The sequence below is a fragment of the Rhodococcus sp. 2G genome (genome assembly GCF_001886355.1).
GTDB classification, from domain to species: domain Bacteria; phylum Actinomycetota; class Actinomycetes; order Mycobacteriales; family Mycobacteriaceae; genus Rhodococcus; species Rhodococcus pyridinivorans.
Genome location: NZ_CP018063.1, coordinates 4,641,763 through 4,661,581 on the forward strand (window position 1 = coordinate 4,641,763; position 19,819 = coordinate 4,661,581).

The window sequence follows — 19,819 nt, forward strand, 5'->3', positions numbered from 1 at the left end:
GTCACGCCCAGGTGTGCTGCACAACCAACGACACGGCGGTCTCCGGAGGGAGGCCGCCGTGTCGTTGGTTGTCTGCAACAGGTCCACGTCGGCTCGGGAAAGACCGTGACCGTTCGTGACGTCGAGCGGTACTCGCACGCTGAGCAATGGGTTCGGTAAGAAGGCACCAGTGATCGGAATGCTGATTCGAGGGGCCAGGAGAAGTCAGCCTGTCGTGCGGTGGGCACCTTCGGTGATCGAGTTGTGAGGCCGGGTGGACCATGCTCCGGGCACGGTGTGGAGCGAGGCCACAGCGCGTGCTGTGTCGATGAAATCCTGTACGGGTTTGGACGCGACATCCGTGCGCCAGGCGATGGACAGCGCCGTGGGAGGGATGTCGGTCACCGGCACGAATGCCAGGCTCGGTCTGCTGTAGAAGCGTTGCGTCGAGGCTTGTGAGAATGCCACGCCGCGCTCGGCGAGGATCGCTTCGAAGCATTCGTCGACGGTGGCGACGTCTGCGCCGACCCGCACCGGTTCGCCTTGGCGCGATTCTGTGGCCAGCCAGTAGTTTCGCCAGTTCTCGGGGGCTTTGCGTGCGACGAAGAACTCGTTGGTGACCTGTTCGACGCTCACCTCGGGCAACTGGGCGAGCGGATGATTCGCGGACACGACCATCACCCGGGGTTCGACGAACAGGGCTTCCATGCCCAGCCAGTCCTGCATCAACAGCGGGGGCCGGACGAAGGCGACATCGGAGGATCCGTCGGCCAACCCGACATACGGGTCGGAGAAATCGTAGGAATGCATCTGCACCTGGATGCCCGGATGCAGCGACTGGAACGTACTGAGAATGTGCGGTGTGAGCTCGGCAGCTGCGTTGCCTTGGAAGCCGATGACCAACTTGCGGGTACTGACGCCGTGGGCGGCTTCGCGGGTGAGGTTGACGGCTCGTTCGGCGTTCGCCAGCAACCGGCGGCTTTCGTCGAGCAGGATCTGGCCGGCAGGGGTCAGTTCGACATGCCTGCTGCTGCGCAGCAGCAGCACCGCGCCGAGGTTCTGCTCGAGTTTGCGGATCTGCACGCTCAATGAGGGCTGAGCGATGTGCAGACGGGCGGCTGCGCGCCCGAAGTGCAGCTCTTCCGCAACTGCCACAAAATAGGACAGAAGTCGCAGGTCGAGCTGGGGTTGCATGTTTCCGAAGATAGCCAACACCACCCCGGGAGACCAGTAGTCATTGCCTATCGATCCGGGCCGGATAGGTATTGGACGCACCCGGCGGACACGAGGTGTGATGGCTGTCATGGCCGACACGGCATCCGGGAGGCCAGCACTTTCCGGATTCGGGTCGGCATACCGGAGCGAGTGCTCGCACTCGGCCTCGCTGTCTCCCTCATCGAAGGAATCCCACATGACCGTCACTACGCGTGCCCTCGACACGGCCGACTGGGCTGCCTCGTTCACCGAGGCGAATAACACCGACCCCGAGATCCAGGCACACGGCAAGTACTTCACCTGCTCGTACCTGCTCGACATGACCGACCACACGTTCGTCATCCAGATGAGCCGCGGCAACGTGGTGGACATCGCGATCGACCCCGGTCCGCTGGATGTGCCGTACCAGTTCGCGCTGCGTGCCAGCGCTGAGACCTGGCGCAACTTCGGCGTCCCGGTGCCCGCCCCGATGTACCACGGCATCTGGGCCGCGAGCTTCCAGCGCGACATGAAGCTCGAAGGCGACATCCTGGTTTTGATGCAGAACCTGCGGTGCATCACCCGCCAGATCGAACTCCTGCGCACCGTCGGCGTCCCGGTCTGATCCTCCCACCCCCTTTGAGCCGTAAGGAACACTGATGAGCAAGATTTCCCCGGTCACCGGCCACTACGTCGACGTCGACGTCGACGGACTGCTGTACAAGGTCTTCTACCTCGAGAACGGCACCGGCCAGCCGCTGGTGTGCCAGCACACCGCCGGCTGCCACAACCACCAGTGGCGCGGTCTGCTCGAAGACGAGGAGATCACCGCCAACTACCGTGTCATCGCCTACGACCTGCCGCGGCACGGCAAGTCCGATCCGCCGGAGAACACCGAATGGTGGACCGAGGAGTACCAGCTTTCCGCGGACCACTTCGCCAATTTCATCGTGGCGTTGTGCGACGCGCTCGAACTCGAGAACCCGATCTTCATGGGATCCTCGTTCGGTGGGAACATCGCCCTGCAGCTTGCGCTTCGGCACCCTGACCGCTTCGCCGGCGTCATCCCTGTCGAGGGTGCGGACTATTCGCCGGGCTTCTACCTCGACTGGTGGCAGCACCCCCACGCCAACGCGGCACAGGTCTGCGCGAGCGGCGTGTGGGACCTGATGGCACCTCAGTCGCCGGAGGCTGATCGCTGGAAGACCTGGTTCTACTACAGCCAGGGTTCCGAGTCCTTCCGCGGTGACCTGCACTTCTACTCGGTCGATCACGACCTGCGCGGAAAGCTCGCGGACATCGACGGTGACCGGTGCCCGGTTGTGATGCTGACCGGTGACTACGACTACCTCACCACCCCCGAGGACAGCGCCCGGACCGCGGCGCAGATCCCGAACGCCGAGTTCATCGAGATGAAGGAGATCGGCCACTTCCCGATGAGCGAAAACCACACTGTCTTCCGTGGATATCTCATCCGGGCACTCGAAACCCTCCAGGACAAGGCACGCAAGTCCATCACCACCAGCTAGTACCCGCTCGCCCGCTCGGGTGTGGCCACCGAACGCGCGTGGCTACACCCGAGCGACCTGCATCGGCCTCGGCTCCCGGTTCGGGTGCCGACTGGTCGGGCGTGGCGATGAACCTTCACACACTCGGCAGGAGCTATGACCCACACTCTCCCCGCGGGCGTCCCCACCCAACTCTGGGTCGGTGGAGAACTCGTCGATTCGTCTACCGGCACCACTTTCCCCGTAGAGGACCCCGCGACCGGTGCCGTGATTGCGCATGTCGCCGATGCCGCGCCCGAGGATGGACGCCGAGCTCTCGAACACGCCACTGCTGTGCAGGGGGACTGGGCGCGGACTCCCTCGCGTCGACGTGCCGAAATACTGCGCACCGCATTCGAACTCATCCACCAGCGGGCAGACGACCTCGCGCGCACCATCACTCTCGAGATGGGTAAACCGCTCCACGAGGCGTATGCGGAGATCGAATACGGCGCATCATTCCTGCACTGGTTTGCCGAGGAAGCGAACCGAATCAGCGGGCGAGTCTCGCCGTCCCCCTCGGGAACCGGCACCATCGTCGTCACCAGAGAACCGGTCGGGCCGGTACTGGCCATCACCCCCTGGAACTTTCCGTTGGCCATGGCCACGCGCAAGATCGGTCCAGCATTGGCGACCGGATGTTCGATCATCGTCAAACCAGCGGCCGAAACGCCTTTGACGATGCTGCTCGTCGGTCAGATTTTCGCCGATGCGGGTCTGCCCGAGGGTGTGCTGTCGATTCTGCCGACCTCCGATGCTGCAGCGCTGACCGCACCACTGATCAGCAGCGCTGATCTGCGCAAGATCACGTTCACCGGATCCACCGGTGTCGGCAAGATGCTGATTCGTCAATCAGCGGATCGGCTCCTGCGGATGTCGATGGAACTCGGAGGCAATGCCCCCTTCCTCGTGTTCGATGACGCTGATGTCGATGCAGCGGTCGACGGCGCGATGGCTGCAAAATTCCGCAACGGCGGCCAAGCATGTACAGCAGCCAACCGATTCCACGTCGCACGTAGCGTCGCAGAAGAGTTCAGCGAGAAGTTCACGGCACGCATCGGTGCCTTGCGCACCGGACACGGTCTCGACGCAGGAACCGATATCGGACCGCTGATCACCGCGAAGCAGTGCGCCACCGTCGATGCTCTGGTCGAAGACGCCGTCGCGAAGGGTGCGCGTATCCGCATCGGCGGTGGCCGTCCTGACGGGCCGGGAACGTTCTATTCCCCCACCGTTCTCGACGGCGTGAGTCCCGACGCGCGTCTGCTGCGTGAGGAGATTTTCGGCCCGGTAGCCGCGATCACCACCTTCGATACGGAGGACGAAGCGATCGCGGCGGCGAACAACACCGAATACGGCCTCGCTGCGTACTTCTACACCCAGAATCTCGACCGAGCGTCCCGAGTCGCCAACGCACTCGAGACCGGCATGGTCGGAATCAACCGAGGCATCATCGCCGACGCGGCCGCGCCCTTCGGAGGGGTGAAGGAGTCCGGCTTCGGCCGCGAAGGATCGGTCGAAGGTATCGACGAGTATCTCGCCACCAAGTACATCGCACACTGATCACCAGTGGCAGCATCCAGACCGGCGAATGCCCCTGCCCTCAACAAACACTCGTGCGCCGGGGGCTGGTGAAGGACCCGCCGAACGGTGGGTCCTTCACCAGAGAGGTGGTTACCGCACTCGTTCGTGTGGCACTACCTGCACATCACCCTTGCGAAGGGGGTCGGCAGGTCGACGCGGAACGTCTCGACGGGTGTCGAGTTCAGCTGTGGCCTCCTGCCCTCGGTCACCGGGGTAGGGGACAGCATCATTGATCTCCGCGCTCCACGTGGCGATCGCTTCGTCGACCTCGGTGTCGGCACTCTGACGAGCGAGCACCGATGCGACGAGCGGCGCCGCCAGTATGGTCGTGCCGAAAATGTATGCCTGAAGCATCGAATCGAGGAGCGTCGCGCCCTCCGGCGTGGTGGCCGTCGAGTCCAAGGACGCGTGAAATCCAGCCATGCCGCAGTAGTGCATCAGGCTCACCGCGAAGCCCATCATGGCGATGAAGTGGGTCATCCGGATCTCGACACCGCTGATGGACAAGGCTGCCATCACCAACCAGCGCCAGCATGTCGGACCGAGTGGGGTGGTAGCGGCTCGGCGAGCGCAGGACAGGCCGACGAAGGACCCGGCGATCGAGGTGCCGTAGGCGAGAAAGAGCGCCCACAGTCCCAGATCGAGATGGTGCATTTCGTGTGACATCAGTGTTCCTTACCAAGGCACGCTCGAGCACCTGCGCCGGCGGTGGCGCGCCGAACCGTCCGGGCAGGACTGCGATCTCGGCCCCCCGAGCAGCGACAGACTGTTCGTTTTGCATGATCATGCGTACTCTGAACAGGTTTATTCGGTCTCGTGGCCATGATTCGGTGAATTTCCCTTTCATTCGGGTAGTCGGGAAGCTGTGGTTCGTCCCGTCTTCGTGGCGGCTACCGGGGGATGAGGGATCAGGCGATGGGAATTCGAATTGCAGCTACCAGAACAGAGTTCGGATTCTGTGGCATCCAACGGTCGCGGTTGGAAGGCCGGAATGTGTCGGATCGCCGACTGTGTGCTCATATCGGTGCGGCGGCGACCCGAATCGAGATGGCGATCGCGGCGGTGTCGAGCATGCGGCAAGATGGGTCCGGAACTGGACTGGTGGTAGAAATCAGTGCGTAACAGTATATTCCGGATATATTGCAGGACTCTGTGCCGAAGGTTGCCCACCGCGTCGTCGAAAACATCCCCCGAGTTGTAAATCGGTTCTGCTGGGGTGCTGGCGGTGCGAGAGGCGCCGGACTCGGTGATATCCGTGTCTGCGAAGCCGGGAAGTGTCCGAAGATGGGACAGCTGAGTGAGGCGCACATCACGATGATGGCTTCCATGTGACCTGAACTACAGAAAGGCTAGGACATGTCGCCTCACTCTTCCTCTGCGGTCGGACTTGCTGATACCGAGGTGTCACTCGAGCTGGACGCGTTGATCATCGGTGCGGGAGTCGCCGGCCTGTATCAGCTGCATCAGCTTCGCGAGCTGGGGCTGCGGGTGCGCGCCTTCGATACCGCCTCCGACGTCGGCGGCACCTGGTACTGGAATCGTTATCCGGGCGCTCGATTCGATTCGGAGGCCTACATCTACCAGTACCTGTTTTCCGATGAGCTGTACAAGAACTGGAGCTGGAGTCAGCGTTTCCCCGGCCAACCCGAGATCGAGCAGTGGTTGCATTATGTGACCGACAGTCTCGATCTGCGTCGCGACATCCAATTCTCGACGACGATCACCAGTGCGCATTACGTCGAGGACTCGAAGCGATGGATCGTGCGCACCGATCGCGGGGACACGATTGCCACCCAGTTCCTGATCACCTGCGCCGGCATGCTGTCGGCACCGATGTCGTCGGTGTTCGAGGGTCAGGAAAGCTTCGCCGGCCAGATCTTCCACACCTCTCGATGGCCGAAGGAGGGCGCCGATGTCGCGGGCAAGAAAGTTGCAGTGATCGGTGTCGGCGCCACCGGGATCCAGGTCATCCAGACCATCGCCGACAAGGTCGAACATCTGAAGGTGTTCATCCGTACACCGCAGTACGCCCTGCCGATGAAGAATCCGTCCTACGACGACCGGGATGTTGCCGCGTACAAGGAGCGCTTCGAGGAACTTCGCGCGACGTTGCCGCATACGTTCAGTGGCTTCGAATACGACTTCGAGCATGCATGGGTCGACCTGACTCCCGAGCAACGGCGGAAAAGGCTCGAAGAGATCTATGACAACGGTTCACTCAAGCTCTGGCTCGCTTCTTTCGCGGAGGTGTTCTCCGATGAAGAGGTCAGTGAGCAGGTGTCCGAGTTCGTGCGAGAGAAGATGCGTGCGCGACTGAAGGATCCGAAGCTGTGTGAACTGTTGATTCCGACCGACTACGGCTTCGGTACACACCGGGTACCGCTGGAAACCAATTATCTCGAGGTCTACCACCGTCCGAATGTCGAAGCAGTGGGGGTGCGCACCAATCCGATCAGCCGAATCGTCCCGGAAGGGATCCTGTTGGACGACGGCACGCTGCACGAAGTCGACGTCATCATCCTGGCCACGGGATTCGATGCGGGATCCGGCGCGCTGACACGAATCGACATCCGTGGACGTGAGGACCGATCGCTCACGAGCGACTGGTCGCGTGACATCCGCACGACGATGGGCCTGATGGTGCACGGCTATCCCAACATGCTGACCACCGGTGCCCCACTCGCCCCCTCCGCGGCTCTGTGCAACATGACCACCTGTCTGCAGCAACAGACCGAATGGATCACCGAGTGCATCCGGCACATGCGTGAGCACGGGTACACCGTCATCGAACCGACCGTCGAGGGTGAGGGCGAATGGGTCGCCCACCACGACGAAACCGCGAATGCCACGCTGATCTCGAAGACCAATTCCTGGTACAACGGCGCGAACGTTCCCGGAAAACCTCGCCGCGTGCTGTCCTACACCGGCGGGGTCGGCACCTATCGAGAACTCACTCTCGCGGCCGCCGCGGCCGGCTACAAGGGATTCCAGCTGAGCTGACCTTCTCGGATATCCGACCCCTGCGGTCGACCACTGCTCGTCTCACCGCGGCGTACGCACATGTCATCGGGTGAGCACGCGCTGCTACCGCTTTCTCATAGCTCAGGAGGACGATCTCGATGATCGACAACCCGTACTACACGCACGACTTCCACGGTGATTACGACCTGATCGGCATCGGAGCCCTCGACCTCGAGGAGGGTGGCTCGATCCCGGACTGCCGGCTCGCAGTGGCGCTGGGATCGAGGCGGGCGATCCGTCCGAGGGAGGTGGGGGAGGTGGCGTGCGCGCGGACGGCGGGTCGTGCGGCGTTGACGATGAGTTGGTCCCCGGCGCGCAGTGGTAGCAGGTCGGGGGCGGTGTGGTCGAGGTAGGCGATGGCGACACGGTGGGGACCGGGTCCGCGGAGGGTAGCGGTGATGTGTGGCCAGGGGTGGGGTGCGTGCAGGGTCGTACCCACGGTCGGCACGGTAGCGAAGGATGATGCGGTGCGCGGGCTAGATGACGAGCGCCGTGTGTCCTGTCGGTGTGGGGTGGGGTTCTGCGGGGGCGACGTTACTGCCGGATCGGGTGCTTTATTTCGGGTGCGAAGGGTTGCGTCGGAGGATTCGTTCGTGCGGATGGCAAGTCTTCTATGAGGGTGGTGGCGGTTGCGACACTGAGGTGCCGCAGTGCCCTGATAGGGAGCAGGGGCTCGTATAGGGCACTGCGGCACCTCGTTTTGCCTACGGCGTCGGCGTAGCGGGAATGGCTCCGTCCGCAACCAGGGGCATCGCCGCCGCCGACCTCGCTCCAGTCGGGTCAGGCGACGGGTTTGAGCGCTGTGTATCCAGGCACGGTCGGGATTCGGATGGTTCCGGCGGTAGGCACTTCTGCGCGAGATCTCGCAGATCCGTGAGGCGATCCGCGCCCTCCAGGAGGGGCGTCCAGGAGCGTGCCGAGCTGATGTCATCTCGTGAATCGGGGACTTTATGGGAAAGTATTGGAAAAAGTCCATATCTCTCTATGCTGTTCCATACGGATCTAGAACTGAACCCCTTCAAGCCCGGGTCAGGATTGCGGCCTCCCGCGCTGGAAGGTCGGGACAAACAGATCGGGGCGTTCGACTTGCTCGTCGCGCGAAGCAAGCGACGCAACTACGACCGGGGCATGGTCCTGTCCGGCCTGCGTGGAATCGGTAAAACGACTTTGTTGAACACTCTCGCCGAACATGCCGACCGGGAAGGTTGGCTGACTATCGGCATCGAAGCACGACCCAACGCTGCCGGTACCGCCGCTGTGCGCGCCAAACTGGGCCAGGAACTGACTGTCGGCTTGCGCCGATACAGCCGCAAGCACAAAATTCAGAAGCTCATCGATCCCCTGATCGAGCTGGCCCGCGGATTCTCCGTCGAAATCGGCCTCGGGCCGGCCACCGTCAACGTCGGCACCTCTCAACCCGCGGCTTCGAGCGGCGACATCGACCTCGACATTGAGGAACTCGTCGAAGCGATCACCGCCGCACTCAAACCTCGGGGCAGCGCCTTCGGCCTGTTCATCGACGAAATGCAGGACCTCGACGCGGACCTGCTCTCGGCGCTGTTGACCGTCCAACACCGGGCCAGCATCTTTATTCGACCTGTTCGCCAGGTGCGCGCGGTGCACGGTTGAGTATGCCGGTGACGGCGGGGCGATTAGGGGAGAGGACCATGACTGTAGCTCTTGTCGGGACACGCGCACGTAGCGGCTTGCGGTGACTGTGCTCGAGGCCTCGAGCAGAGAGTCTTCGAGCATGTTGCGCAGCCGCTGCGTTGTTCTTTCTCGTGGTGGAAGCGGAGTCTGTCCAGTGTTCGCCGGGTGATCCGGATATCGACAGGTTCGTCGAGGTCAAGACCGGTGTCTGGGGCGCGGGAGGTGCGGATGTGCGGTACGGCGCCCGGTGGTGCTCCGCGGGATGGTGGCGCGGTTGCGGGGTCACAGCGTACGGAACCCGGAATCCCTCTTGTCGGTTCCAGCCGTCGACGTGCTCGGTCGGGTTGGTGTATGCGGTGCCCGTCGCGGTGAAGCGGGTGCAGCGGTTCATGAGAGAAAGTGTGCGTGAACGCGACTACATGGACCGAGTAGGTCCGTCCCCGGCCCGCGCATCCCGTGCATGTTGGAAGCGGGTATCGAGCGTGTCTATGCGGGGTGGTGAAGTTGCGGCACGCCCCGGGGTGACCCCTCCTTCTGTATGTCGCTACAGATCGAGTTGACGGAGCGGCGCAATGTAGGTCGACGACGAAGCGGCAACGAGAGGTGTTCCGCCCGGATGAACGTGGTGATGTATCAGCATGCTTCGACGACAACGACCACAGGGGGGAAAGACCGATACGTGGATGTTGATCGTCTTCATCTACGAGATGTTGTTTGTGAGTAGCGGTCCATTCCGCCTTTGTATCTCGGCCAGATCACATCGTCCTCGATGTGTCTGGCACGTTTGTCCGCCATCAGTGCCCGGTCGCTGGCTGGGTTCAGAGGAGTTGATGGAAGATGTCGAAGGTGACGTTCCATTCGGCGGTCCCGGGGTTTTTGCGGTCCGGCTGGACAGTGACGAAAGTGCGCGCCAGCGCCACGCTCAAGCCGCCGGCAATCAGCGGCAGTCGTTGCTCGGTCTCCTCGGAGAGAGCCACGTCCAAGGGTGGCCGGGCCGCCAGTTGGTCGAGCAGGGGCTGTAGTTCGATTTCTTCGTCCAGCTTCTCGAACCGGTGGATGTTCTCCTGCAGCCCCTTGGTGATCGGCAGGTCCCACGGTTCGATCACGTCCCGCAGGTTGGCCTTGGCCGAGGCCTTGCCGATCAGGATCAGGTCGTAGATCTTGTCGTCGATGAAATCCGTATAGCGTTTGAGGTCGTTCCGGTCGACCTGTAGTCCGGCCGCTGCCCGGAAGAACCGCTGGAATTTGACGGTGCCCATCACTGGCATGTCGTCAGCTCCTTTCGAAGTATTCATGGATTTGTCGTACCGCCATCGCTCCTTCACCGACTGCGGATGCGACCCGTTTCACCGAGCCCGGCGGACGTCGCCCGCCGCGAACAGGCCGGACCGGCTGGTTTCGAGCGTCCTGGACAGCCCGGCGCTGATCGGCCGGTTGCCGTCTCCTCGGGCGTGGACCGCGTCCATGCCGGTGAGGACGAAGCCGTGGTCGTCGAGTGCGATCGTGTCGGCCAGCCACCCGGTATGCGGCGTCGCCCCGATGAAGACGAACAGGGCGTGCACCCGGATCGTGTCCTGGTCGCCCGTGCGATTGTCCTCGACCACAATCTCTTCGAGGTATTTCTCGCCGTGGACCTGACGAATCTCGGTGTTCCGGTGCACGGTCACCCGCGGATGCCGCTCGATCTGGTCGACCAGGTATCGGGACATGCTCTTTCCGAGGTCACCGCCGCGGATGAGCAGGTGAACGTGGGAGACATGGTCGGCGAGGAAGACGGTGGCCTGTCCGGCGGAGTTTCCGCCGCCGACGATGGCCACCGGGTCGGTGCCGCACATCCGCGCTTCCTGATGGGTCGCGGCGTAGTACACGCTCGTCCCCTCCAGTGCCTCGATCCCCGGAACGGCCAACTTGCGATATCGCGCCCCGGTGGCGAGCACGACGGCCCGGCCGCGAACCGCGCCGCCGTCCGCCAGCCGGAGCACATGGTGCCCGGCCTCGGAGCCGAGGCCGGCGACGTCCGCCGACACCAGGAGGCGGGCGCCGAATTTCCCGGCCTGGATTATGGCGCGCTCGGCCAATTCGGCGCCGGAGACCCCTGCCGGGAAGCCCAGGTAGTTCTCGATCCGGGAGGAGGTACTGGCTTGGCCGCCGGCGGCGATCGACTCCAGTGTCACCGTGTTCAACCCGTCCGAGGCGCCGTACACGGACGCGGCCAGACCGGCCGGTCCGGCACCCACGACGACGAGGTCGCACACGTCCTGCGCTGCGTCCGGGACCGAGTCCGGGACCGGGAGCCCGACGATGCGGGCGAGTTCGGCGTTCGTCGGATTGCGCAGCACCTTCTCGCCGTGCCAGATCACGACGGGAGTGTCCTCTGGGGCGACACCCAGGCTTTGCAGCAGCTGCTCCGCCCGTTCGTCTTGCTCCAGATCGATCCATTTGTGGGGCAGCCGGTTGCGCATCGCGAATTCGCGAAGCCGCAACGTGTCCGGGGAATAGCAGGAGCCGATGATCCGGAACCCCGCGCCGAGCCCGATCAGTAGGTGCCGGCGGATCAGGTAGGCGCGCAGGATCAGGTCGCTGAGCACGAGGTCGTGGGCGACGAGCTCGCGCACCCGCTCGGCTGGGACGACGAGCACCTCGCCGTCCTCGATCGCTTCGGCGGTGAAGAACGCCACCTGGCCTTCCAGCAGTCCGAGCTCGCCCAGGAATCGGCCCGGACCGTGCAGGCGCAATATCCGACGCTCACCGTCCTCGGCGCCCTCGTCGATGATCGCGACCTTGCCGGAAAGGACGACGAAGAAGTCGCTGCTGCGGGTGCCCGCTCGAATCAGCACCTCGCCGGCGTGAACCGATCGACGTGTGCCTCCGGTCTCGAGCGTCGCTACCTGGGCGTCCGTCAACCGCGGGAATGCCCCGACTGTATCCGGAGTCTCGTCGTCGACGAGCTGACCGTCGCCCAGGCGTGGGGCGTCGTCAGACGAAATTCTGGTCGACATAACACCAACGCCAATCTTCACCGGGTTCCATCGACTGGACGATCGGATGGCCAAGGGCGTGAGCGTGTGCGCTCGCGTGCTTGCCCGGCGAGGAGTCGCAGCAACCGACGTGTCCGCACGACAGGCACAGCCTCAGATGTACCCACGGGGTGCCGAGGCGAAGACATTCCTCGCAACCTTGTGGAGTGCGGGGCGCCACGGCCCGGATCGCGATCACATGTGGGTCCGCGTGGGCAAAAGTCATGAGTTCGCCTCCTTGCCTGCTTTTTCCGAGAGCGCCTGATCGAGCCATGTGCGCAACACCGGTACCGGAGCGGCGCCCGCCTGACGAGCGAGTACCTCACCTCGGTCCATCACCAGCAGCGTCGGAACGGCACGGACGGTGAAACGTTCGGCCGTCTGGGGTGCAGCATCCACGTCAACCTTGACGAGCTTGATCTGACCTGCGCGTTCTGTGGCGAGCTGCTCGAGCGCGGGGCTGACCATTCGGCACGGAGCGCACCACGTCGCCCAGAGGTCAACGAGTACAGGCACCGAGGATTTCTCGGCGACCTCCGCGAAGTCACCATCCCCTGCCGAGGCGATCCAGGGCAGCGGCTCGTGGCAATTTCCGCAGCGGGGTCTCCCGTTCCCGGCCGCCGGTACCCTGTTGACCTTGCCGCAGTGTGGACACTTCACCTTGTCGGATCCCATGACGACACCCCTTCTCAGGCCGCGATGGTGGGTTCCGTATATGCGACGGACAGTTCGCCGTCATCGACCGTGACATCGATGGTGCCGCCCGGTTCGATTTCGCCGCGCAACAGCGCACGACCTATCCTGGTTTCGACCTCATGGGCGATATACCTGCGCAGGGGTCGTGCACCGTAGACCGGGTCGAAACCGTGTTCGGCGATGAGCCGGCGTGCTTCCGGTGTGATATTCAAGTGTATCTGTCTCTCTGACAATCTGTTCCGAAGATCGGTGAGTTGTAGCTCGACGATATGTTCGATCTGGGGCAGCGTGAGCGGGGTGAACAACACGATGTCGTCGATCCGGTTGAGGAACTCGGGACGGAAGTGCCCGCGCAGTTCCGCCAGCACCCGCGCCCGGGCGTCCGGCTTGATCTCGCCGTCCGCTGTGACTCCGTCGAGGAGATGCTGGGATCCGATGTTCGAGGTCATGATGATCACCGTGTTCCGGAAATCGACCTGCCTGCCTTGAGAATCGGTGATCCGGCCGTCGTCGAGCACCTGTAGAAGGGTATTGAAGACGTCGGCATGGGCCTTCTCGATCTCGTCGAAGAGCACCACGGAGTACGGCTTGCGACGCACCGCCTCAGTGAGCTGACCCCCCTCGTCATACCCGACGTACCCGGGGGGTGCACCGATGAGTCTGCTCACCGTGTGCCGTTCCTGGTACTCGCTCATATCCAGGCGCACCATGTTGTCTTCGCTGTCGAAGAGGGCACTGGCCAGCGTCTTTGCGAGTTCGGTCTTCCCCACACCTGTCGGGCCCAGGAAGATGAACGAACCGATCGGCCGGCGCGGATCGCGGATACCCGACCTTGCTCTGATTACCGCGTCTGCGACTAGTTGTACCGCCTCGTCCTGACCGATGACTCTCTCGTGCAGGATCTCGTCGAGCTTCAACAGTTTCTCCCGCTCGCCTTCCTGCAGTCGAGCGACCGGGATACCCGTCCATGCGGCCACGATTTCTGCGATCTCGTCTTCGGTGACCACCTCGCGCAGCAACGGATTGCGGCCTTGCCTGGTGGCCAGTTGCTCCTCCGCCGCCTTGAGTTTGCGTTCGAGTTCGGTGATCTCGCCGTATCGCAGCTCGGCGGCCCGATTGAGGTCGTAATTGCGTTCGGCCTCCTCGGCTTCGTGTCGCAATCGTTTCAGCTCTCCCCGTAGCTCCTGCACCCGACGGATCGCTTGGCGCTCTGCCTCCCACTGAGCGTGCCGGGCGTCGGTCTCGGCCCGCAGATCGGCCAGTTCCTTACGCAACTCCTCGAGGCGTGTCTTGCTGGCGGCGTCCGTTTCCTTGGACAGGGCGGCCTCTTCGATCTCCAGCCGGGTCACTTTCCGGGTGAGTTCGTCGAGTTCGGCGGGCATCGAGTCGATTTCGGTTCGTAGCCGGGCGCACGCTTCATCTACCAGGTCGATCGCCTTGTCCGGAAGGAAACGGTCGGTGATGTACCGGTGCGAGAGGGTCACGGCGGCCACCAGTGCGCCGTCCTGGATCTTCACGCCGTGAAACACCTCGAGGCGTTCTCGAAGTCCGCGCAGAATCGAGATTGCATCCTCGGCACTGGGCTCGTCGACGAGAACGGTCTGGAATCGACGCTCCAATGCTGCATCGGATTCGATGTGCTTGCGATACTCGTCGAGAGTGGTGGCACCGATCATGTGCAGTTCGCCGCGGGCGAGCATCGGTTTGAGCATGTTGCCGGCGTCGAGAGATCCCTCGCCGCCGACCGATCCTGCGCCGACGACGGTGTGTAACTCGTCGACGAACAACAGGATGCGCCCCTCGGCCGCTTTCACCTCGGACAGCACCGCCTGCAGCCGTTCCTCGAACTCGCCGCGGTACTTCGCGCCGGCCACCAGGGAACCCATGTCGAGCGAGAAGATCGTCTTGTCGCGTAGGCCCTCGGGCACGTCGCCGCGGACGATCCGCTGGGCGAGTCCCTCGACGATCGCGGTCTTGCCGACGCCGGGGTCGCCGATCAGCACCGGATTGTTCTTCGTTTTCCGGCTCAGGATCTGCGTTACCCTGCGGATTTCGGCGTCTCGCCCGATGACCGGATCGAGTTTGCCTGCGCGGCCCTCGGAGACGAGGTCGCGTCCGTACTTCTCGAGCGCCTCGTACGCCCCCTCCGGGGTGGCCGAGGTGACGCGCTGGTTGCCGCGCACTTTCGTCAGCGCCGTGAGGAAGGCGTCTCGTGTGACCCCATGACTGGTGAGAACCCGTCCGGCCGCACTGGTCGACCCCTCCTCGGAGAGGGCCATCACGAGATGCTCCACCGACACGTAGGAATCCTTGAGTCGCTTTGCCTCTCGTTCGGCGGCGTCGAGCAGTTTGGCCAGGCGCTGGGTGATCGTCACCTGACCGGGTGTCGCGCCGGGGCCGCTGACCTTCGGCCTACGCGACAGTTCACGTTCCAGATCGGAGCGTAGGGCATCGACGTTCGCGCCGGCCTGCTCGAGCAGTCGGGGTACCAACCCTTCCTGCTGATCGACCAACGCGAGCAGCAGGTGCTCTCCGTCGACCTCGGTGTGACCCATTCTGGTCGCGACGTTCTGGGCTTCCTGCAGGGCTTCTCGTGACTTTTCAGTCAGGCTGCCGGTGTCCATGGGGGTGTCCTCCTTCTGCGGGAAGCTGCTTCGAGTTTCTCGATTCGATCCAGCAGATCGAGCACGAGCCCGATTGCCGAGTAGTTCAGGCCCAGGCCGGTCCGCAGCCGTTGGATGCGGGCGGCGTGGACCACTTCGGATGGTTCGAACGACATCTCGCCGCCGGCGTCGCGGTGGGCGTCGAGCAGGCCGAGAGCCACAAGCTTTCGTGCCAGGTCGGGGTGCAGCCCGGTACGTTCGGCGAAGGCATCTGGTGACAAACCGGCACGGCGAACCAATACGTACTGGGTGACCGGGGTCGGGGTGCTCATGTGTCTTTCCTCGGATCGAAGTTCGATTCGGTGGCCAACTGCTCGAACAGCTCGCGTTCGCGTGCTGTCGGTTTCGGCGGCACCATCACCTTGATTTCGGCGTAGAGGTTGCCGTTGGCGCCCCGCGGATTGGGCATTCCTTCTCCGCGCAGGCGAAGCTTCCGTCCCGTCGACGAGCCCGGCACCACTTTGACTTTCGCCTCGCCACCCGGGGTGGGAACGACGACGGTCGACCCGAGGACCGCCTCCCATGGCGATACGGGCAGGTCGACGTAGATGTCCCGGCCCTGGACGCGGAACCGGGGATGCGGCTTGATCCGCACCACGAGGTACAGATCCCCGGGCGGTGCGCCGCCGTTGCCCCGGCCGCCTTGCCCGGCCAGCCGGATTCGCTGGCCGTCCAGGACACCGGCCGGAATGTCGACGTCGTACTGCCGGCCGTCCAGTCTGAGAGTGCGTTTGCCGCCCCGATACGCCTCTTCCAGGGGCAGTTCCAGTTCCGCTTCCTGATCGGCGCCGGGAATCGGCCCGTACCCGCCACCGCCGCCGAACATCTGCCCGAAGAGGTCCTCGAAGTCGACGCCGCCCTCGCCACCGACACCGTGACCGAAGTGCACCCTTCTGCCCCCGCCCCCACCGCCGCCGAACCCGCCGCCGTACCCACCGGCGCTTGCCCGGACCCGTTCGTCGTAGTCCTCGGGCACACGCCGGAAGTCGTCCCCGAATCGGTCGTAGCGTTTCCGGGTGTCCGGGTCGGATAACACTTGGTAGGCCTCGTTGATCTCTTTGAACTTGTCTTCCGCAGTGGGGTCTTTGTTGATGTCGGGGTGATATTTGCGGGCAAGTCGGCGGTAGGCCTGCTGGATTTCGTCGGTGTCGGCGCTGCGCGGGACCCCGAGCGCTTCGTAGTAGTCACGCGCCATGGCGCTCACTCCTCAGGTCGGCTGACGACCACGGTGGCGGGACGCAACTGCTGTCCGTTTTCTCCGTAACCTGGCCGCAAGACCTCGATCACGGTTCCGGAGGGAAGGTCGGGTTGGGTCACCACACTGACTACTTCGTGGAGTTCCGGGGTGAACGGCACACCGACCTCGTCGTGGCGCTCGAAGCCGAGCCGTGACAGTATCTGCACCGCTTGGTCCCGGATTGCCTTCACACCCTCGACGACGGCCTGAGTATCGCTATCCGCATGGGCCAGCGCGAGCTCCAAGTTGTCCAGGACAGGCAGCCACGCCGCCGATACCCTCGCTGTCTCCGTGGCGCGTTCACGGTCGAGATCTTTGGCATACCGCTTGCGCAGGTTGTCCAGATCTGCGAGTGCTCTGCGCCAGCGGTCCTCGAGTTGAGCCAGCTTGGCTTCGGTATCGGTGTGATCCGGCCTCGTCTCGGTCTGGTCCGTGTCAGTACGGTCGGTAGCCTGCTCGGTCGTCGAATGATCAGCAGATCTGTCCATCAGGTGCCTCAGCTCCGATCGAACTCGGCGTCGATCACGTCGTCGTCATCCGACGACGCAGCGTCTCTACCGCCGGTCTGGTATCCCTCGCCGCCGTTTTGAACCGCTGCAAGCCCGTAGAGCAACTGCTGCAGCTCCGAGGTCAGTGGCTCTACCTCCGAGGGTGGAGCACCGTCTTCTACAGCCTTCCTCGCGTCGGCGATCAACATCTCGGCCCGCGCCTTGTCGTGCGGTGGCGCACTGTCACCCAGTTCGGCGAGTCGCCGTTCCACCTGGTAGGCAACCGAATCGAGGGCGTTACGTGCGTCGACCGCCTTGCGCAGCTCCTCGTCCTCACGCCGGTTCCGTTCGGCCTCGGCGAGCATGCGCTCGACCTCGCTCTGGTCGAGGTTGCCCTGTTCGCTGATCGTGATGCTCTGCTCCTTGCCGGTGTCCTTGTCACGGGCGGTGACGTTGAGAATGCCGTTGGCATCGATATCGAATGTGACTTCGACCTGCGCCTCGCCACGTGGCGCAGGTCGGATGTCTTCCAGCCGGAACCGGCCCAGCACCCGGTTGTCGGCGGCGCGTTCGCGTTCGCCCTGCAGGACTACGACGTCCACGGCGGACTGATTGTCTTCCGCTGTGGAGAACACTTCGCTGCGTCGGGCGGGGATCGTCGTGTTGCGCTCGATGATCTTGGTCATTACCCCGCCCTGCGTCTCGACGCCGAGGGACAGTGGGGTGACGTCGAGCAACAGTACGTCGGAGACCTCACCTTTGAGCACGCCCGCCTGGACTGCGGCACCGAGCGCCACGACCTCGTCCGGGTTGACGCCCATGTGGGGGTCCTTACCGCCGGTGAGCCGGCGAACCAGCGCCTGCACCGCCGGAATACGTGTCGAACCACCGACCAGGATCACCTCGTCGATGTCGTTGGCGGTGACCTTGGCGTCACTCATCGCCTGCTTTACCGGACCGAGGCAGCGTTCCACCAGATCCGCCGTCAAATCCTCGAACTTCGATCGCATGATCGTGGTGGTGAGGTGCTTGGGACCGTTCGCGTCAGCGGTGACGAAGGGCAAGTTGACCTGGGCCTGTGTCACCGAGGACAACTCGACCTTGGCTTTCTCCGCGGCCTCGAAGAGGCGCTGCAATGCCTGCGCATCCTTGCGCAGATCGATATTCTCCGCACGCTGGAATTCGTCGGCGAGGTAGTCCACCAGGCGCCGGTCGAAATCGTCTCCGCCGAGGTGGGAGTCGCCGGCCGTGGAACGAACCTCGACTACTCCCTCGCCGACATCGAGCAGGCTCACATCGAACGTGCCGCCGCCGAGGTCGAAGACCAGTACGGTCTCGTGGGTCTGTTTGTCCATGCCGTACGCCAATGCCGCCGCGGTCGGCTCGTTGATGATCCGCAGGACCTCGAGGCCCGCGATCCGGCCGGCGTCCTTGGTGGCGTTGCGCTGCGCGTCGTTGAAGTAGGCCGGAACGGTGATGACCGCTTCCTTGACCTTCTCGCCAAGGAACTTGCTGGCGTCGTCGACGAGTTTGCGCAGCACCAGGGCACTGATCTCCTCTGGTGCGTACTTCTTACCTCGCACGTCGAATCGTGCCTCACCGTTGTCGCCCGGTACGACGTCGAAGCTGACCGCTTTGGCCTCCTCGGAGATCTCGTCGAAATGACGTCCGATGAAGCGTTTCGCCGAGTAGATCGTGCCCTTCGGGTTCAGGATCGCCTGTCGTCGGGCCAGCTGACCCACCAGGCGCTCGCCGCTATCGGTGAATGCCACCACCGACGGCGTCGTCCGCGCACCCTCGACATTGGAGATCACCACCGGTTCGCCGCCTTGCCAGCTTGCGATGACCGAGTTGGTGGTGCCCAAGTCGATGCCTACCGCAGTTGCCATGATTCATTCCTTTCGATTGGTCCGGCCGGTGAGTCGGCGGACGGCTCGGTCCGCGACTTCGACGTCGGCGAGGACTTCGGAGTGCCGTGGTTGTGTAGGGACATGGTCGTAAGGACTTGGGAACGAGGTTAACTCGCGCTGGCTGCCCTGTCCTGTGATGCGTGCATGAGCAGGCCGAACGGAGCGCCGACAACGGCACCGAAGATCGGCGCGTAGAAGCTGAGATCGAGGCCTGTGCGCGGCGGCCGGCCTCGGTGGAGTAATCCAAAGATGTGGAGTAATCCAAAGATCCAGCCTAATGGTGTAGCTGTCCACGCGCCCGCGGCGGCGCGGGCGCGGCCCAGCGGTAGTTCAGTGTGCCGATGACCTATTCGACCGGCTCGATGTCCCGGCGCACGATGGCTAGTTTGCCTACTGCGAAATGCTGGCCGGAGAGGTCGTCGACGGCGTTTCCAGTTTCGGCGAAGTTGGCGAACGTTACTATATTTGAGGGGCAGATCGGTGCGGACGTACCGTGGTAGTCCCGCCACTGGACTCTGACATCACCTCCCTGCCTGATGGGTTGGCCGGCCAGAATATCTCCGTGTGGTGCCGCTGCCGCGGATGCCTGGGGTTTTGCGTAGGGGCAGTCCCAGTGTCATCCGATGCGGTTCGGCCGCAGTGAGAATCGTCGCGTCAAGATCGCGTGAGTCCTGCATGTACCTGGCCTCTACTCGGTCCGGGGCACTTCTCAGTATCGCCCAGAACGGTGCCTACCGTCATGGAATGGGGGAATCGACGCGGCGGGTTCAAGTATTGGTCGTAACCCTGCTGATTGGAGAGAAGTGTGCGGATGGGACGAAGAGAGCAAAACG

At 63.6% G+C, this 19,819-nt stretch carries 15 protein-coding genes and 3 pseudogenes; 5 read left to right on the forward strand and 13 right to left on the reverse strand.

The features are described 5' to 3' along the window. Window positions 1-204: 204 nt before the first annotated feature. Complete coding sequence (locus BO226_RS22050; protein ID WP_269666641.1) at window positions 205-1,392, reverse strand: LysR family transcriptional regulator; 1,188 nt, start codon at window positions 1,390-1,392, stop codon at window positions 205-207. Between BO226_RS22050 and BO226_RS22055 the strand changes: the two genes are divergently transcribed. The 3 genes from BO226_RS22055 (at window position 1,391) to BO226_RS22065 (ending at window position 4,283) form a co-directional block, all read left to right on the forward strand. Next, window positions 1,391-1,798, forward strand: coding sequence for a hypothetical protein (locus BO226_RS22055; protein WP_006553284.1), 408 nt, complete (start codon window positions 1,391-1,393; stop codon window positions 1,796-1,798). The two genes, BO226_RS22050 and BO226_RS22055, sit on opposite strands and share 2 nt — an antisense overlap. 34 nt (window positions 1,799-1,832) lie before the next feature. Beyond that, entirely contained in the window at window positions 1,833-2,702 is an 870-nt protein-coding gene (locus BO226_RS22060; RefSeq protein WP_019288297.1) for an alpha/beta fold hydrolase, read from the forward strand. Between the two features lie 135 nt (window positions 2,703-2,837). Then, window positions 2,838-4,283 carry an NAD-dependent succinate-semialdehyde dehydrogenase gene (locus tag BO226_RS22065; RefSeq protein ID WP_071936076.1) on the forward strand — a complete coding sequence of 482 codons (1,446 nt, stop codon included), beginning with the start codon at window positions 2,838-2,840 and terminating at the stop codon, window positions 4,281-4,283. A 111-nt stretch (window positions 4,284-4,394) separates the two neighbouring features. On the opposite strand, the gene BO226_RS22070 is transcribed toward BO226_RS22065, so the two are convergent. Continuing rightward, a complete protein-coding gene (locus tag BO226_RS22070; protein ID WP_232238009.1) occupies window positions 4,395-4,970 on the reverse strand; it encodes an MHYT domain-containing protein in 576 nt (191 codons plus the stop codon). 690 nt (window positions 4,971-5,660) lie between these two features. Here BO226_RS22070 and BO226_RS22075 point away from each other — a divergent pair. Next, window positions 5,661-7,304, forward strand: coding sequence for a flavin-containing monooxygenase (locus BO226_RS22075; protein ID WP_071936078.1), 1,644 nt, complete (start codon window positions 5,661-5,663; stop codon window positions 7,302-7,304). 262 nt (window positions 7,305-7,566) lie between these two features. On the opposite strand, the pseudogene BO226_RS28215 reads toward BO226_RS22075, so the two are convergent. After that, a pseudogene (locus tag BO226_RS28215) lies at window positions 7,567-7,764 on the reverse strand (phosphatidylserine/phosphatidylglycerophosphate/cardiolipin synthase family protein); the annotation flags it as partial. Window positions 7,765-8,309: 545 nt separating this feature from the next. Between BO226_RS28215 and BO226_RS22085 the strand changes: the two are divergent. Beyond that, entirely contained in the window at window positions 8,310-8,954 is a 645-nt protein-coding gene (locus tag BO226_RS22085; RefSeq protein ID WP_232238010.1) for an ATP-binding protein, read from the forward strand. An 839-nt stretch (window positions 8,955-9,793) separates the two neighbouring features. Here BO226_RS22085 and BO226_RS22090 read toward each other — a convergent pair. The 10 genes and pseudogenes from BO226_RS22090 to BO226_RS28785 all read right to left on the reverse strand — a co-directional run bounded on the left by BO226_RS22090 (window position 9,794) and on the right by BO226_RS28785 (window position 19,508). Beyond that, complete coding sequence (locus BO226_RS22090; protein ID WP_198040675.1) at window positions 9,794-10,234, reverse strand: DUF1931 family protein; 441 nt, start codon at window positions 10,232-10,234, stop codon at window positions 9,794-9,796. Between the two features lie 13 nt (window positions 10,235-10,247). Then, window positions 10,248-11,974, reverse strand: a pseudogene (locus BO226_RS22095) (FAD-dependent oxidoreductase). Then, window positions 11,952-12,218: a UBP-type zinc finger domain-containing protein gene (locus BO226_RS22100; protein WP_071936080.1), complete on the reverse strand. Its 267-nt coding sequence runs from the start codon at window positions 12,216-12,218 to the stop codon at window positions 11,952-11,954. The pseudogene BO226_RS22095 and the gene BO226_RS22100 overlap by 23 nt, the downstream one beginning before the upstream one ends. Further along, window positions 12,215-12,667 (reverse strand): thioredoxin, encoded by a 453-nt coding sequence (trxA, locus tag BO226_RS22105; protein WP_029540149.1) that lies wholly within the window; start codon window positions 12,665-12,667, stop codon window positions 12,215-12,217. Before trxA ends, BO226_RS22100 begins: the two co-directional genes overlap by 4 nt. Window positions 12,668-12,681: 14 nt before the next feature. Then, a complete protein-coding gene (gene clpB, locus BO226_RS22110; protein ID WP_071936081.1) occupies window positions 12,682-15,312 on the reverse strand; it encodes an ATP-dependent chaperone ClpB in 2,631 nt (876 codons plus the stop codon). After that, entirely contained in the window at window positions 15,294-15,623 is a 330-nt protein-coding gene (locus BO226_RS22115; protein WP_005259200.1) for a chaperone modulator CbpM, read from the reverse strand. Before BO226_RS22115 ends, clpB begins: the two co-directional genes overlap by 19 nt. Further along, window positions 15,620-16,546, reverse strand: coding sequence for a DnaJ C-terminal domain-containing protein (locus BO226_RS22120; protein WP_071936082.1), 927 nt, complete (start codon window positions 16,544-16,546; stop codon window positions 15,620-15,622). Before BO226_RS22120 ends, BO226_RS22115 begins: the two co-directional genes overlap by 4 nt. A gap of 5 nt (window positions 16,547-16,551) precedes the next feature. Next, complete coding sequence (locus BO226_RS22125; protein ID WP_071936083.1) at window positions 16,552-17,076, reverse strand: nucleotide exchange factor GrpE; 525 nt, start codon at window positions 17,074-17,076, stop codon at window positions 16,552-16,554. Window positions 17,077-17,084: 8 nt separating this feature from the next. Then, window positions 17,085-18,965, reverse strand: coding sequence for a molecular chaperone DnaK (gene dnaK / locus BO226_RS22130; RefSeq protein ID WP_071936084.1), 1,881 nt, complete (start codon window positions 18,963-18,965; stop codon window positions 17,085-17,087). 3 nt (window positions 18,966-18,968) lie between these two features. Next, window positions 18,969-19,508, reverse strand: a pseudogene (locus BO226_RS28785) (general stress protein). Between the last annotated feature and the right edge of the window lie 311 nt (window positions 19,509-19,819).

What these genes read in the sequence shown, in the direction of transcription:
- BO226_RS22055 (WP_006553284.1), top strand. Translation starts at nt 1,391, where the DNA reads ATGACCGTCACTACGCGTGCCCTCGACACGGCCGACTGGGCTGCCTCG.
- BO226_RS22115 (WP_005259200.1), bottom strand. Translation starts at nt 15,623, where the DNA reads ATGAGCACCCCGACCCCGGTCACCCAGTACGTATTGGTTCGCCGTGCC.
- BO226_RS22085 (WP_232238010.1), top strand. Translation starts at nt 8,310, where the DNA reads ATGCTGTTCCATACGGATCTAGAACTGAACCCCTTCAAGCCCGGGTCA.
- BO226_RS22090 (WP_198040675.1), bottom strand. Translation starts at nt 10,234, where the DNA reads ATGGGCACCGTCAAATTCCAGCGGTTCTTCCGGGCAGCGGCCGGACTA.
- BO226_RS22065 (WP_071936076.1), top strand. Translation starts at nt 2,838, where the DNA reads ATGACCCACACTCTCCCCGCGGGCGTCCCCACCCAACTCTGGGTCGGT.
- BO226_RS22060 (WP_019288297.1), top strand. Translation starts at nt 1,833, where the DNA reads ATGAGCAAGATTTCCCCGGTCACCGGCCACTACGTCGACGTCGACGTC.
- trxA (WP_029540149.1), bottom strand. Translation starts at nt 12,667, where the DNA reads ATGGGATCCGACAAGGTGAAGTGTCCACACTGCGGCAAGGTCAACAGG.
- BO226_RS22100 (WP_071936080.1), bottom strand. Translation starts at nt 12,218, where the DNA reads ATGACTTTTGCCCACGCGGACCCACATGTGATCGCGATCCGGGCCGTG.
- clpB (WP_071936081.1), bottom strand. Translation starts at nt 15,312, where the DNA reads ATGGACACCGGCAGCCTGACTGAAAAGTCACGAGAAGCCCTGCAGGAA.
- BO226_RS22070 (WP_232238009.1), bottom strand. Translation starts at nt 4,970, where the DNA reads ATGTCACACGAAATGCACCATCTCGATCTGGGACTGTGGGCGCTCTTT.
- dnaK (WP_071936084.1), bottom strand. Translation starts at nt 18,965, where the DNA reads ATGGCAACTGCGGTAGGCATCGACTTGGGCACCACCAACTCGGTCATC.
- BO226_RS22120 (WP_071936082.1), bottom strand. Translation starts at nt 16,546, where the DNA reads ATGGCGCGTGACTACTACGAAGCGCTCGGGGTCCCGCGCAGCGCCGAC.
- BO226_RS22125 (WP_071936083.1), bottom strand. Translation starts at nt 17,076, where the DNA reads ATGGACAGATCTGCTGATCATTCGACGACCGAGCAGGCTACCGACCGT.
- BO226_RS22075 (WP_071936078.1), top strand. Translation starts at nt 5,661, where the DNA reads ATGTCGCCTCACTCTTCCTCTGCGGTCGGACTTGCTGATACCGAGGTG.
- BO226_RS22050 (WP_269666641.1), bottom strand. Translation starts at nt 1,392, where the DNA reads ATGTGGGATTCCTTCGATGAGGGAGACAGCGAGGCCGAGTGCGAGCAC.